The organism is Paenibacillus brevis, assembly GCF_018919145.1.
GTDB classification, from domain to species: Bacteria; Bacillota; Bacilli; order Paenibacillales; family Paenibacillaceae; genus Fontibacillus; species Fontibacillus brevis.
Genome location: NZ_JAHLQJ010000007.1, coordinates 1 through 15,656 on the forward strand (window position 1 = coordinate 1; position 15,656 = coordinate 15,656).

Annotated in this window: 11 protein-coding genes and 2 pseudogenes; 1 reads left to right on the top strand and 12 read right to left on the bottom strand. The window is 43.5% G+C overall.

Annotated features, from left to right (window positions below):
* The 12 genes and pseudogenes from KQJ23_RS09275 to KQJ23_RS09330 form a co-directional block, all read right to left on the bottom strand.
* A pseudogene (locus KQJ23_RS09275) lies at positions 1-107 on the bottom strand (ABC transporter ATP-binding protein); the annotation flags it as partial.
* A 7-nt stretch (positions 108-114) separates the two neighbouring features.
* Complete coding sequence (locus KQJ23_RS09280) at positions 115-609, bottom strand: MarR family transcriptional regulator (RefSeq protein ID WP_216478561.1); 495 nt, start codon at positions 607-609, stop codon at positions 115-117.
* Between the two features lie 379 nt (positions 610-988).
* A complete protein-coding gene (locus tag KQJ23_RS09285; protein ID WP_216478562.1) occupies positions 989-1,276 on the bottom strand; it encodes a hypothetical protein in 288 nt (95 codons plus the stop codon).
* A gap of 12 nt (positions 1,277-1,288) precedes the next feature.
* Positions 1,289-1,540: a colicin E5-related ribonuclease gene (locus KQJ23_RS09290; protein WP_283571167.1), complete on the bottom strand. Its 252-nt coding sequence runs from the start codon at positions 1,538-1,540 to the stop codon at positions 1,289-1,291.
* 165 nt (positions 1,541-1,705) lie between these two features.
* Positions 1,706-2,302 (bottom strand): hypothetical protein, encoded by a 597-nt coding sequence (locus tag KQJ23_RS09295; protein WP_346779370.1) that lies wholly within the window; start codon positions 2,300-2,302, stop codon positions 1,706-1,708.
* A 725-nt stretch (positions 2,303-3,027) separates the two neighbouring features.
* Entirely contained in the window at positions 3,028-3,573 is a 546-nt protein-coding gene (locus tag KQJ23_RS09300) for a hypothetical protein (RefSeq protein ID WP_488175238.1), read from the bottom strand.
* Positions 3,574-3,820: 247 nt separating this feature from the next.
* Positions 3,821-4,600, bottom strand: a pseudogene (locus KQJ23_RS24170) (polymorphic toxin-type HINT domain-containing protein); the annotation flags it as partial.
* Positions 4,601-4,616: 16 nt separating this feature from the next.
* Entirely contained in the window at positions 4,617-5,102 is a 486-nt protein-coding gene (locus KQJ23_RS09310; protein WP_216478565.1) for a hypothetical protein, read from the bottom strand.
* Positions 5,099-10,027 (bottom strand): RHS repeat-associated core domain-containing protein, encoded by a 4,929-nt coding sequence (locus KQJ23_RS09315; RefSeq protein ID WP_249529635.1) that lies wholly within the window; start codon positions 10,025-10,027, stop codon positions 5,099-5,101. Before KQJ23_RS09315 ends, KQJ23_RS09310 begins: the two co-directional genes overlap by 4 nt.
* Before the next feature lie 40 nt (positions 10,028-10,067).
* A complete protein-coding gene (locus KQJ23_RS09320; RefSeq protein WP_346779371.1) occupies positions 10,068-13,268 on the bottom strand; it encodes an RHS repeat domain-containing protein in 3,201 nt (1,066 codons plus the stop codon).
* Positions 13,269-13,510: 242 nt separating this feature from the next.
* On the bottom strand, positions 13,511-13,915 hold the full coding sequence (locus KQJ23_RS09325) for a hypothetical protein (protein WP_216478567.1): 405 nt from the start codon (positions 13,913-13,915) through the stop codon (positions 13,511-13,513).
* Positions 13,916-14,125: 210 nt separating this feature from the next.
* Entirely contained in the window at positions 14,126-14,833 is a 708-nt protein-coding gene (locus KQJ23_RS09330) for a glycoside hydrolase family 73 protein (protein ID WP_216478568.1), read from the bottom strand.
* A 127-nt stretch (positions 14,834-14,960) separates the two neighbouring features.
* Between KQJ23_RS09330 and KQJ23_RS09335 the strand changes: the two genes are divergently transcribed.
* Positions 14,961-15,635 carry a tetratricopeptide repeat protein gene (locus KQJ23_RS09335; protein WP_216478569.1) on the top strand — a complete coding sequence of 225 codons (675 nt, stop codon included), beginning with the start codon at positions 14,961-14,963 and terminating at the stop codon, positions 15,633-15,635.
* Positions 15,636-15,656: the final 21 nt, after the last annotated feature.

Here is a 15,656-nt window from a genome sequence, read left to right on the forward strand (position 1 = left end):
CCCATAATCGCATGAATCTCTCCGCCTTTTATTTCAAGGTTGATCCCTTTCAGAATCTCTTTCCCCTCGATCGTAGATCTTAATTCCTCAATCTTTAATGTCGTCATTTATCGTCTACTTCCCTTCGGAGTATTCTTCAGCCCGCACCAACAAATCACGCATAAACTTTCCAATCGTCTGCAATTCAGTCTCTGAATAAGATTCAATGAATTGGTAAAATTCTTCTTCTTTTTCTTTATGGAGCTTTTTATGCAAATGATAAATATGTCTTCCTTTATCTGTTAAGTTAAAATAAATTTCTTTGCGATTGTTATTCAGTTGGTTTCTCATAATAAAGCCCATATCCAGCAGCTTTGCGCTAATCTTGGTGATGCTTGCTTTAGACAGCCCCATCTTCTCGACAATTCCGGTGTGATTTATAGGCTCATAATCACCAATGCAATCAATAACGTGTACACTTGTAATATTGTTAGATAGCATGTCAATTTGATATTCTTTGGCCAACTGCCGAAAAGAGTTAAATTCTTGTTCTGTGTACAGTTCATTTAAATGCAGCATTCTAATATATTGCTCATAGAGCCGGCCTTTAAAATTATTCTGAAACTCCAACTGTGCAATCTCCTCCTCGCTCGAAGTTGCAAGCTAAATCCAGCAGCTTCAATTTTTGTTCACTAGTAAACAATATCATAATAGCATGAACGATAATGATAATCAATATCATTTATGGATATTCAAGATGTTCATGGAGAATAGGAATAAACTGAGAGCCGGTATGAAGCTTTTTGGCACTGATAATTTGATGTTGTACCTTAATTACACGTACCTCCAAATCTCCGTAGCAGTTCAGCCTTTTTTACTTTCTTATGAATAAAGCTGAAAGTATCACTTATCGATCACTAGACAGTTAAGATCAAAAAAGAAACCTTGAAAGGCTCAAGGCCAATCAAGGTCATGTTAAACGTATATAATGGTATTATGCTGAATCTGATTAGTACCCTTCGTACCAAATTTCATATAGATAGCTAGTGTCTTTAATATTTGATAAGAAATCAATCGCTTTAATCCAATTGTCTTCACCGGGATTAAAAAATACGCTATGTTCTTGCGATGGCTGTATGCCTTCACCCGTTAGTTTAAATGCCTCTATTGCCGTTATTGCAATCCCGTTCTTTTCACAGTCATAAACTACTGCTATTGCAGTTTTAATAAAGTACAACCAAATGTTATCATAGATAACAGCTTTTTTAAGGAAATTTTCTTTTATTATATCAGTCATTCAAACACCTCTTCATGGTTTATAAGGATTTTTAATGGTAGCATCAGGAATCCATCCAGTATCACCAAATTTACTAGTTTGCACCAACTCACCTGTTACATTATCAACGACTACATAGTCACCTGCTTTATTATAATATGCCGTCGCAGGATTACCATTTGCTTTGTTGACAGCTTCACGAGTTGTGTATGGTTTTTCAACAACTTTTTTCGCAGAATCCATGGTCCATCCACGTTTTCCGAGATAAGATCTTGTTACTACCAAACTTCTTAAAGTTCCCTAATTTGGCAAGCACGGTCACCAATTTTTTCCATACTGACTTGGGAGTTCCCAGACAACTTCAGCCCCGTGCATATGCGTAAACTCACTTGGATCCACTTGCCAAAAAAACCTTATGGGGATATAACGTCCCCCTTAAGGTTTTAGGTGCTATCTCAGAATTCGTTCAACAGCACTCTCTAAATCAATCGATTCCTGACAAATCACTAGTAAGCAACTATCATCATCGGATGCAGGTTCAAAACCGATTCTGATTTTCGGAATATCATATTTGTCTTTTAGAACTAAGAGAGTTGCCACTATTTTCTTAGCTTTCAGCTTTATCTCAGTTCCCTCACCTCCTAATAAATCTCTTTCTGAAAAATTAAAAGTAATATCCCCTACATCTTTATCAAAGGAAAATATTATCAGAACATTATTTATGCTACATCCTATTTCTACTTGGTTCAGAAATACATTTCCCGTTCCTGATGGTGAGAGTATTTCCTTTAAACTCTTGACTTGATAAAATTCAATATCATCTCCACTATTCTTATCAAAGAAATGAGATGACTTCGCTTCTAAAGAACTAATCTTAAGTTCTTCAAACACTAGCTTGTTTAACATGTCTTTTCGAAAGTCCTCTAGAATAATTTCAAGTTTTTCCAAACTATCGACTAGACCAATGAGTCGGGAGGACATTCTAGCCGAAGCGTGTGCTTCCTTGCCAATCGGGCATAAACAAGCTGATACGAAAGGTACGCCCAATACTTTCCCTCCCTGACTCGTACACAGTACTTGAATCCCTTGCCCTTAACATAAAACGCAACGTTGTAGAAATCACAAAGCCACTGCCGAAGCGGGTTGAAGAACGTCCAATGTACGTTCGTAAAGTCTACTACAATACGGGCAATCGACACCTTTACTCCTTCCATGCTTAGCCCCCACCGAAAATTTTTTAACGAATTTCCATCTATAATCAGAGAGCAAGGTGGCTAGCCTTCACGTTGCCTTACCTGTATATGTCAACTGCTCGTCAGCAGAGTTCTTTCTTTCACAGTAACTATCGCTGTAAAGGTCAGTTCAGTTGCGGACAACATCAAAATCCTTCAAGATTGCCGCCCCTACTAAGAATTGTCGTGCTATCTATCTGAAAAGGTGCGTCTTCTTACCTTCTCACCCTTTCTATCGTGACAAGGTATTCTACAGTTGCGATGAATTTTGGAAAAAACCGCAGATAGCGAAGCTAATAAAAAACAGGCCAATCATGGTGGTATCTGACCATAATCGACCTGAATCGTGTAACTGCATTGCTTTATTTAGGTACACTTTCTCAAGCATGGATGTGCGTACAAGGAATTAAAGAAGTTCTTATAGTGGTATTACATGGGTTACACATGATTGTATTCAGCCGCCCGCTTCATTCGGCACTGGGTAGGGGTAAAAGAAAGACCTTGAGGATTACAGCCCTCAAGGTCTAAAAATTACTTATCTCATACTTCAATTACCATTAGCCCATCTAGATACGATTCTATTGAGGAAGTATCAAGCCACGGCGATTCATTTTCTCTGACTGTATAAAAGCGTAGTACAGCTTCTTCGTCGTCAAAGGAAAGAATGAGAATAAACTTCTTGTTTGGGTTGAACTGCTTGTAAAGGGTTGCCGCCCAAACTTTTATTATCTTTGTTGCAAGAATAAATACTTGAATCGGGCTAAAATTTTCAGAGAAGAAATCATTCAGATGAACATGGTTATAATCTGCTTCAAATGCAGTTCTATCAGGAATGAACTGATTCGGTAAGAACTGACTCAGCAAAATATCGTTCCTATCTTGCCTCAGTAGAACACATCCTTCCCATTCAAAAAATTCAGGAAAAATAATGTTCTTAGCAGTATTGAAGTCAATTTTGATTTCTGATTGTTTTTCTTTATCCACCATTTCATCGAGAAACTTCTGCATCTTGGAATTTATTTTCAATCTAACACCTCGTTTATGGAGTATAAGGACTTTCCCCAAGATACTGCGTGAGACCAACATTTAACTTTTTAACGAAGTTAGGGTCTTCAAGCATTTTATTAACACTCTTTGGAGCAAGGTTTCCACTTGAATCTACAAACGCTTTTTTATTGGGGTCATACAAATACTTATTATTGTTTGCATCTTGGTAGTGAATCTGTCCTGCACGTTGTCCAGGATTAGGATTCTCAACATCAATTCTTGCTTTGCTACCGTTTTCTTTCCATATAGTTTTACTTGTAACTTGAACACCATTTGCCCCAAATGGACAATTCGTATTATGAACCCAAATACCAAGGTCACTGACGAAGTAGGTATGGAATTCATCGACTGTCATGTTGTAAACTGGGACGTGCTTGTGCAACAGTTCAATACTGGTTATTTCCAGTGTATTCCCATCGCTCTGAACAAGCAAGTCACCAACCTTGAGGTCTTTGACGAACGTCCATCCCTTGCCTTCCACATAGAACGGATGATTGAAGGTCGATTCTATTACTTGGTCGCCCACATGAATCTTGTAAATCTCATCCGTCTGATGGTTCATTGTAGCCGTTACCTCTTTATAAGCTACCTCACCAGTCTCTTCATTCTTGGAAAGAACCTTATCTCCGACCTTAATGTCTTCGATGTTCTTCTCCCCTTCGTCTGTAAGAACCTCTGTACCGGCTGTAAAGCAATTACATGAGAGTAGCTTCTTTGTTTTAAGTAGTTTAACGCCTGCGACACTTGTTCCAAGTATATCTAGTGCTTTACCCAAGTTATAACCATACGAATATGCTTCGTCTTTCGTCGACTTTCTGTCCCAATACTCGCCGGAATAGCGGAAGACGTTCCGTACGGTTTCTTCTTCGATTTCCGGGTTTCCCTAAATATCGTAGGTGTAGACGTTGAGTTGCTGTCCTTGGCTGTCACTCAGACCCACAACATCCCCGTGACCATTCAGCTGGTAATATTGTACCTGACTACTGCTGTGATCTACACGAGACCATAAACGTCCGCTTAAATCATAGATGTAGGTATAGGTTATGCTTGGTGTTCCGCTGCTAACATTATTATTGCTTTATCTACCAATCCCCTCGTTGGTAACGATCCATTTCATTAAAATCTTCAGTAATTGATTCTCGCACAAATAATGATATGGATTCAATAAATTCAAATTGAATATCTTGTTGAATCCACACTCCAAAGTGCTTCTCCGAAATAAAACATTCATGTTCAGGGTCATAATTGAATTCGGAATGCTTCTGTTTAAATTCAGACAAGGGCATTCCAATAAAAATGTCCCTATATTCCCCTTTAAAACCCTTTATAAGTTTAATGCAACATAATTTCCCGTTAAATATATGAAAGTTCAACTCAATGCACTTTTCAATCAAATAAGCAACTTGAATAGGGGATTTCAAATACACAACTTTTTTCTTCTTAAACGGATCCTGATTGAAGATCGTGTAATGATAAATAATATCATAGTACTTGCTAATATGTTCACCTAATTTAAATGCTCCTACCCCAACTGAAGCTTCTATCGGAGATTCAACATTCACAATCATGGCCTATTCCCCCTATTATTAATCCATCTAAATACTGTACCGGATTTTAATTCTTCCTGTATTTTCCCTTTATAAGATTTAGCACTACCTTCTACTATTTTAAGTGTATTACCTCCGTATAACGATTTAATATTCCCTCCAATTTTAATATATTTCACACCATGTCTTCCTTCTCCATTAGAAAATTGAATATAGTTTATGGCGTGTCCTTTAATTTCAATCTTCACTCCATGCCCTGAATTCAAAGTTTTAACTCCTGAAGTCTTATATCCTGCCATTTCAAACATACGCGCTGTATTCTTAGGACCTAGTCTTCCGATTAATTCAGGATTTTTTATTAGATTATCTAAACTCAAGCTTGCCTTACCGTTAAATACTTCTTTTTTTATTCCTACAGGAGAGGAGAAAGCAAAGTAATTAGCTATAAATGCCCTAACCTTAAACTCTGAAGGAGTATCTCTATACTTAACATCATCGGGAATATCCAAACCATATAGTTTATAATATTGAATCCTGAAAAAATCCGCCTCCTTTTCAGCCGAAATCATTGCAGCTTTATTATTATTTTTTTGTGCTTTATTATAGTCTTCTTCAAATTGACTTATCATTAAACTTAATTCATCATTATCAGACGCTTTTATATTTCCCGTTGGATCAACATAATTCAAAGGATTATTCTCCACATACGAATACCTATTCAAACTCAACGGATTATCAAGACTGCCTTGATAAGGGTCTTTAGCTACAAATCTTCCTGCATTCGGATCATACCAACGTGCGCGCAGGTATTGCAGATCCGTTGTGCTGTCCCAATACTCGCCGGAATAGCGGAATACGTTCGGTACGGCTTCTTCTTCGGTTTCCGGGTTCCCCCAAATATCGTAGGTGTAGGCGTTGAGCTGCTGACCTTGGCTGTCGGTCAGACCAACAACATCCCCGTGACCATTCAGCTGGTAATATTGCACCTGACTGCTGCTGTGATCTACACGAGACCACAAGCGTCCGCTTAAATCATAGATGTAGGTATAGGTTATACTTGGTGCTGCGCTGCTAACATCCGCTTCAGCGATCAACTTTGCTTCTTCATCATAATAATACCGGGTTCTACTGTTTCCTTCCAATCGCTCATAAAGCAGGCCGTCACCGTTATACGTATAGCTGACCTCTTTTCCATCCTCGGTTTTGACCTTGGTCAATCGATTCAAGCTATTGAAGGTAAAATCAGCATTGGATAATCCTCGTAATTCTCGGCCTTCAATATTCTGGATGTTGCCGCGTTGATCATACGTATATTTTTTGTCCTTTTGACCACTCTCTGTATGAATGCGATTGAGCGGGTCATACGTGAAGTTATCCGTAACGCCATTTTGAGTTCGACCTACAATATTCTTGTTCAGGTCATACTCATACTTAAATGTATATCCTGTTGCTGCATTCAAGCTAGCACGTGCGTAAGTTGCCTCCGTTGCCGTAGCCAGACTTTCCTCACCCGTCATTCTCTCTTGTGCACTTCTCGTCACACTCGAAGCGCCAGCGCTTACGGTCATCCCCGTCAGATCATAGCCGTCATAACTATATGCCGTGCCCACCCCATTGCTGGATACGCCTTGCTCCAACAGTCCATTCAATTGATAGTCAAATGCAATCTGATCCAATGTAGCGAGGGAGCCGGGTACAACTGCTGTTATTGACGAGGTTTTAGCGCCATTAGCAGCATTTCCTTTTACTACCGCCAGCGTACTGACACGATTCATAACATCTATCGTATAGCTGGCTCCAGTTGCTTGTCCCTTGGCATCGGTCAATGTATATCCAGTACGTATTTGTTTGTTGTACGTATAATCAATACGCGTCCCGTCCGGATAGCCCATCGTCACCAGAGAACCGTCCGCAGGATCGTATCGGTAGGTTGTTGTCCCGGTCGAATCCATCATCCCGGTCCGCCGTCCCAAGGAATCATAGGTATAGGCAATTTCCTCACCCGGAGCTACGATCTTCGTTAGAAGGTTATCGCTATTGTACTGGTATTGTGTCGTTTGACTTGCATGATCCAGGTATTTAGTCAGATTTCCGCGAGAATCGTAAAAGAACGCTTCTACCATGCCCTCCTCGTTAATCTGGCGTATCAGCTTGCCTGCTTCGTCATATTCATATCGAACAGCTATGGCGTCCGGATATTCAACCCTGGTCAAATCACCCGCAAGACTATAGGTATATCTTGTTACCCGCTGCTCAGCATCCGTCACAGAGATGATACGATCAAGCGCATCATACTGATATTGCGTCTGTTGTCCTTCCCCGTCCGTCTCGGATAACACATTCCCTGCAAGATCATACGCAGCCAGTCCCAGTGTAACAAACATCCCGTCCTTCCACTCTTTAGCAGCGAGCGTATTGCCAACTAGGTCAAAGGTCTGCTGCTGTTTCACACCTGCAGGATCTGTAGTTGTAACTGTCCGATTAACCATATCGTAGGCAGCAGAAGACTGTGATCCATCCGCATAAAACGCCTTTGTCTGGCGCCTAAAGCCATCATGGGTATAGATGGTCTGGTTTCCTTCTGCATCCTTATAAAGATCCAGGTTCCCTGCTTCATCATAGCCGTACTGGAAGATCGCATCATCTACGATTTCTCGAACGACAAACCCGTGAGGACTATACCGCTGCAAGGTCGTGATTCCCTCTGGACTGGTTGTAGTCACGGTTCGCTGCTCATCATCATACTGAACAATCGTGGTACTCTGGTCGCTGTAGGTTGTCTTCACCATCCGCCCAAGCGCATCATAAGCAAATGCAGTAACAGCTCCAGCCTCATCGGCAGAAGTGATTAGCTCTCCTGCTGCATCATAAGTGAAGCTCTGCTTGGATACGGTAGAAGTGCCATCTATGGCACGAATCACCATCGATTGCTCGGAAAGAAGATGCTTGCCGTATGGAGAGGCGTAGGAATAATTCACTGTGTTTGTACGTTGGTCATCCTTTGTCTTTGAACCCGTTACATTCCCATACGCATCGTATTCCCAATCGGATTGCGCAAGTAATTTGCCGCTTGCGCTATTCTCTCGGATCGTTACCTGCTTGACGTCTCCCTGATCGTTGTAACTGTATCGCTGAATACGCTTTTTCTCGTCACTCACTTTGATGTCTACCTGCTCAGGAAGAGACCAGAAAAATGGAGCCGGAGAAAGCACATAACTGTAAAGCGTTTCTTGTCCTGTACTCCAGTCTTCCGATAGCACTTGCCCCATCTCATTGTACTGATAATTTTTCGTCAGAGGCTGGGATTCTGCCCCTCCCTGCCGGTAGCTTTCTGTAACTGCAACAGGGATGTTCCAGCCAGCTGTATCACTGTAGGTAAACTGACGCCTTAAGCCTGTAGTAACGTCTTCGCTTAACTGTTCTTTCAAATAGACAATATCAGGCTGCCCTTCACCCTGAAAGGTCTTTTCGAACGATAGCATCTCTTGTGAGCGAACGTCCTCAATGACTGTAGTGAAGGCTGCACTTTGTCCATAGCTGTTAAGTTCCTCGCCAGAGTAACTAAATTCTGCCGGCTGAAGCACGACATCTCCAACCTCTGTCGAGTATGCATCCTCACGCGTCTTCAGCTTGAATACGGTGTCTGTTGCATACGGTCCTATTAACTTACGGCTGGAAGTATAATCAAATTCTGTCGTTGCCGAAGAAGGATGCAATATACGAACCAACAATGCCGATTGTTTAGTTCCCTGCATATTTTCCTGGTCTTTTAATGACTCCAGAAAATTGAATCCGGACTCTGGAAAAGAATAAAAGTATTTACTGCTTCGGCCTATAGCATCCTTGACCTCGCTCAAAACCAGCTGGTCGTTGTCTAAGGATGTAAAATAGTCAACTTTTCTATTCGTGCCTATTTGCGATACCGTGATTTTTCCATCGGTATAAACAAAAGCTAGTTCATTACCATCATTGTTTGAAATGCGGGAAAGGACATTGCCGCTATTATGAGTGGAGTAGTGCAGTTTCACTTGATTTCCATAGTTATCGGCAATCAAAATGAGATATCCTGCAGCGCTAAAATAGTAATGGTTTCCGTTCAGTACAGATATCTTGAACCTGCTAGCTATACCATCGACCGTTTGGGTAGTATCAAAGGATACTTGCACATCATTCCATGGATAACCTTGCAGCTCCAGGTTCTCCGATAGCTGATAACGCCCGATTCCAGGGAAGTCCATGATCCATTGGTCACCTTGTTCTTCTATAAAAGGAAGCTCCCATCTCCATCCTCTTCCCAAGGCCGAGTCTTTCTCTTCTCTTCTGATTTCTGCACGGTTTACATAAGCACCATTCTCCGAGCCAACCCCGATTTTCTCACTAGCCCGAGAACTATCATAGACTCGAGTCAGACTGAAAGGGAGCGCGCCCGGTAACATCAAATCGGTCATACGCAACTTCAATTCGCCTGTAGACGCATCAATGGCATCCATGCCATAGGCCACCTCATACGCAGAGGTTTCATTGGATAAGCCAAGCTGCTCCAGAGCCGTCTGATCATAACCGGAAGCTGCAATAGATGTGTTTAACAATGGCGTAAATGATGCCGATTGTTCATTTCGTACCTGTTGATCAATCTGCCGAACTTGCTTGTACCGGGAAATGTTCTTTTCAAAATGGTTTTGATCCTCTTGAAGAGCATTGGAAATCTCATAGAGTGTATAGCCTTGTGACAACTGCTTATCCAACCATTCTTCTGTAACCTGAAATTGATTCATGATCCCCGAAACCGTTAGAAACTTATCCGAAGTTGCTGCTGATTTCAAATCCACTGCAGGATTCGTTGCCCATTTTTCAATTTCTGCGCCTGAAGCAAAGGATACCGATTGCATCACGCCAGAAGTAAGGATCGACAAGGATAGTACGAGACTCATAACCTTCTTTAACATCATATATCACCCCGAGAATGGTTATTGGTTATGCGATGGATCAATACTGGAACGGAAATACGATCTTCGTTCTTCGCTTTAAATTTCCGTTGTAATCATATTCGTACACCAACTTGTCTCCTGTTGGGAAGACGATCTCCCTCAAGCGGCCATCCGGTCGATAATCGTACTTCGCCTCCGAAGTCACGGTCATCATCGAAACGATCAGTTGCAGATCAAGCGGAAGCCCGCTAGACTCGGAGAGCTTCAAATAATATGTTTTTCCGCCTTCAAGCTCCCACTCCAGCACTGCATAATCCAGACCAAATTCCTGTTCCCCTTCCTCACTTGTCGCAAGAGATTGAATCAAATCAGGCTGGTCGAACAACGACAATACCGGCTGTAAAGCTACATTAGACGGTAATTCCTTCGTCACGAACCGATAACGCCCTGCCTCGGGAGCCGTGAACCGGTAATAGCCGTTTTCTCCAGCATCCTTATACACGTACATAAGCTGGCGGTGAAGTAAATCCTCGAATACAATCTCCTGTACATCCACGAACTCAAAGCTGCGATAAGGTGCTGCAAACCATACCGGATTCATCGACGTTGTCTTTAATTGAATCATTCCACCCGCAGGAATATGGTAAGAGACTGTGCTTTGCTCTCCTTGGCGTACAACGCTTCCGGTCACATCCCATATCGTATAGTCAAAATACCGCCCCGATGAGCTGCTGGCATTCGTAACCAGCTTCGCCTCAAAGCTGGCAATATTCTTAAATCCGATGAGCTTCTGCGGCTCCAGCACTTTCTTCAATAGGGCCGGCTCCATACTCGGAATCGCTTGAAAAGCTTGCCCATAGGTGAAGGTTACAGGGATATCCGTTGTTACCGTAGCAACAATCTGACTGCCGGCAGAAACAGAAATGTCTCCTAGTTGATCGTAATTCGCCTCCTCCGCCTCTCCATTTGGACGGTAGATTGCGTAATCAAATCGTGCTCCGGCATCTGCTGTTGCCATCAGTCTCTGTAACGATGTATTTAGGTTGGTAAATACATAACTTTCATTCTTGTTTAATGTCACTTGATGGATCGTAGGATTCTCTCCCGATGTACCTGTAAAAGCGGTGAAGACACCTCCGAAGGTCAAGGAACCCGTAAGTGGAGTGACTGTGATGGAATACCCTGGAGAGATTGACATTGGAGTATAGCGACCCGGTCCCTCCAAATACACCGTTCCATCAGAACGCCGAACAACATAAGCATACTCATTGCCTGAAGCTGCATCACTGTAAAGATTCTCAGCTTCTCCGCTAATATTAGTGTAGGTATATGAACTCCCCGGCGCTACAGTGGTTCTTAACAAAGCCGGATGCTCAGCAAGGGATAGTTCAATTGCATCTGTATAGGACACCGTCGTTGGAATGGCTGACTGGCCTGTAATGATAGCATAGCCGCCTGCAGGTACAGCCACATTGCCTGAATGCTCAAAGGAGACGCTATGGACACTTCCATCTTCGTCGTAAACGGCTGTATCTATGACTCCCCCGACCTGATTAACGTTGGTTGTCAATGTGATTAGCTTACTGCCGGTATTCACAAAACGATAGGACTCATCCTTATAAACTTGTTGCTTGGAAATAGCCTCTCCCGGTTTGGTTTCCCATGAGAAAATACGATAATTGGCGCCAAAAGTAACCGGGGCTGATACAGCGGTTACTACAATAGAGTTGCCGCTTGATACTTGAGGATCCGTATAGGTCCCGGCCCGCTTGGCTTGCTGTGTGCCGTCCGGGTAATATTCCACCCAGTCAAACCGGTTGCTGGAGGTAGCATTGGTTCTGAGCGTCCGAAGCTTGGGACTGATATTCGTAAACTTGTAGCTTTCGCCCTGCGAGAGAGTCACTCTGAAATGCGAGGGTTCACTGCTTGGCTCGGCTGTAAAGTCATCTGTATAATCAAAGGTCACATCCGCCTCACCCTGCACCGTTATAATGGCAAAGCCGCCCGCTGGCAGTCTTGGTGTGCTGATGGCATCAAAGCCTTGTGAGGAATAGCTGCCATCGGCCGTATAGACCGTATAGTCGTAAAGTCCGTCTACTTTTCTCGCATTATTGTTCACCGGATTGGTCAGAGTGCCGTTATTGGTGAATTTGTAGGAGGTTCCAGGAGACAGGGTCACACGGCTAATCGCATCATCCTGCCGGTCTCCCCCCATAAAGGTCCGATATGGCGCCCCTACCCGAAGAGGATTCTCAGTTATCAACGTAAGCACCACATATCTGCCCACAGTCATCAACGGCAGAGTAGTGGTATTCGTGCCACGAGAAGTTTCTGTACCGTCCTCGTTGTAGACCACGTAATCAAATTTGTCTTTACTTGTCCCGGAATGCTCCACCCGGTCCGACTTGGTGCCTACATTAGTAAAAATATAGCTCTCTCCCTGCGATAAAGGGACGCTGTCATAAGCAGGCTCGTCAGTCTCATAGCCAGAGAAGCCCTCATATGGAACAGCAACTGTAACCGGCTCATCGGAGGCGCCAGTCAAAATGATGGTGTCTCCTACACTGAAGCTAGGTTTCGTATAAGAATCAAAGTTCGATTTTTCCAAAGTGTCATCTTCCTTGTAGACAGCGTAGTCATACCGCTTGCCGTTTGACGAGGTTGCATCGCTCATAATCGACCGGGAAGCATAGGCCTGATTGGAGAAAAGATAGCTCTCCCCCTTGTATAGTATCTTCTTGAGCAAAGCAGGAACCGGAGAATAGATGTAGGTCAGTTCTGAACTGAAGCTGACGGTCAAGGGATAATCATAGTCTACGGTAATTACAGTGGTACCGCCCTTGCTGTATACGCTGGGACTACCCGTGCGCTCCATGTCGTCGGAACTTACTTTACCATCTGCATTGTAGGAGACATAATCATAGCGGATACTATTGCTAGATTTGGCATCTGTCGAAATGGATAAAAGCTTATTCGTATCATTGATGAACTGTACGCTTTGACCTGGATAAATCACCAGTTCGATTTTGTCTGCCGCCATCAAATAAACACTGTCCGTAACCGAATAGGCAGCTTCCGTAACCGTGGGCTGGGTAATTTTGAACGATTTTCCGGCCACAACGTCCACAACGGATCGATACACCGACGCCGTCGGAATCGCTAACTTGGAAGCTCCCACCTCTAACCGCGGTGCCATACTCAGACTGCCAAGACTCATGACTACTGCCAGGCAAGATAGCAGCACTCTCTTGATTATCACACACTTTTCCTCCATTTCCATATTCCGTATTTTAGTTTCACCTCCTTATATCGGAGATCCAAAATAGTTGATAAATAGGAAATTTGAACCAACGACTGCATAAGAAAACCACGACCCTGATTTTCGAATGACATCCAGCTCAACGCCATAGCCAACGCTTCGCGCACTCAACTGGCTTAAGCCGTAATAAAAAGAGGGCGTCCCTCAGTCATCTATGATGACTTTTGGGACACCCTCTCTACTTACAGTCTGCTTAAGTGATTCACCTGACTTACAAGACTTCGCTGCAAGTCAAGCTCCTTCTTCATATTGCGGAATATATCCTGAAGGCACGGTCCCCAGAGCATGCCATTTTGCTTCAGGCAAGTCTTGACCTCGAGAAAGCTCTCTTCAAAGAGCTCGAGATGGGGGCTGTCCGTCTCGGCTAGAAATTTCCGGGCTTGTCTGCTGATTGAAATATACTCTCTCCATAACTCCAACTGCAGCGCCTTAGACTCGGAAGATAATTCCGTCCAGGTGAACGCCCCGCCTTCCACGATTTCATTGGAGCCCTGCACATACTCCAGATCGGAGTGAACCAAGATGAAGCTGCGGATTCGCTCTTCCAGCAATATATATTGAATTTTAAGCTCCTCGATATTCTCCATAAGATACACTCCTTTCCGTCCAACGCACTTATCACAAAGGATATCATTACGGACCTAGAGAAACGTTACCTTTTATGGATGTATTGGTTACATTATAACTCCATTCAGCCATGAAGTATATATAATTATGACAAAAATGTTACTTTTGTATGAGGGCAAATGGTCCCAAAGGTGTGATCCGGAAAACCATTTGCCCTTGAAATTGCGACTTTATCCACTTTTCTTAAATAATCCCCGGCGATGTAACACCGTAATAATCCGATAAAAATCAAAGCTGCCCTGCTCAGGGTTTTGAATCAGAGGATTCTTCCGGTCATAATCCAGCGCAGCCTGAATGGCCTCCTTCGCCCACTCCGGAGTTGGAAGCTCATGGTAGCGCTGCAGCGCCGCAATTTGCTCCGCTTGCTTCGATACGGTAGCCTGCAGTGCTTGAAACAATTTCTTCTCCTCTGCAGTCATCGGCTCATCCCCTCCTTTAAGATCATATTTGTATAATTCATATTTATCCATCATCGCAATCAGCTTGGCTGCATAGCTAGGGTCGGTGGCGTAGCCTGCCGCTGCAACGGCCCGTGCGGCCTCCTTGCCTGTCTTGCCCGGAACGGCTTGATAACGCTTCGTGAGCAGCAATCTGGAATGATCTGCAATGGACTCGGCCCATGAATGGTATTTGCGAAAAGATGCGGTCACCCGTACGGGAGAGCCTCCTCTGTATTCTGTGGTCTGCATTTGCTCACTGCCTGCGGGTCCGGTTCCTTTAATTCCAAACAAATTGTTAGCCTTTACTGTTAATCCGCTTGCTCCAAAATTAGATTCCAAGGCAGCCTGGGCGATCGTAAGAGATGCGGCAATCCGATTCTGCTGCCAATCGCGGACTGCATCAGGAGCAATCCTAGCGATAAATGCCATCCTGTCCATCTTCTCACCTCCCTAGTGCCATGTTATGCACGGCTCATCCGATACGCTTAGACGCCCTCACAAATGTGTATATTGCCTTTTTCCTTTATGCTATAATTGGAAAATACAATATCAGGTGGAGGTTTTTATGAGTAAGGTCATGTTGTTCTTCCTGTTATCCTGGCTGCTGGGAAATCCGTTCCTGGCCATCCTTGTATTGCTTCTGATTATCTATTTTCTGGACCGGCGATTTGTCGGTGTGCTTCCCAGTATCTCCAAACCCTTCAAGCGTTCCCGTCAAATATCCAAGCTCAGACAACAGCTTGCGCTGAATCAATTCGATGTTTCTTCCAAGCGTGAATTAGCGCGACTATTATTGGAGAAAAGAAACTTTCGCGAAGCGGCAGATCTGCTGTTAGAGGTTGAAGCCCAGTCGGAAGCCTCGGCGGAATTCTGGAATGACCTTGGAACAGCTGTCATCGGTTTGGGACGGATTGAAGAAGGGGAAGCTTATATCCTTAAGGCGCTTGAGTTGAACGAACGGGTTAAATACGGACAGCCCTATTTGACACTGGCGATGGCCTTCCGGGATAAGGATATGGAGAAGGCGCTCCGCTATGCCGGACAATTCGGAACGATCCAATCCTCCTCCAGTGAGGCATGCTATTTGCTGGGCAGCTTGTATCAGGCTCTGGGGCGAAAGGAAGAAGCAAGAGCCAGCCTGGATGAATCTATTGCAATCTATCGTACACTTCCGAAATACAAGAAAAGACATGAACGGAAATGGGCCTTCCGCAGTTCCTTCAAGCGGATGAGCCTATGATAAATAAAGAACGCCCCTTCC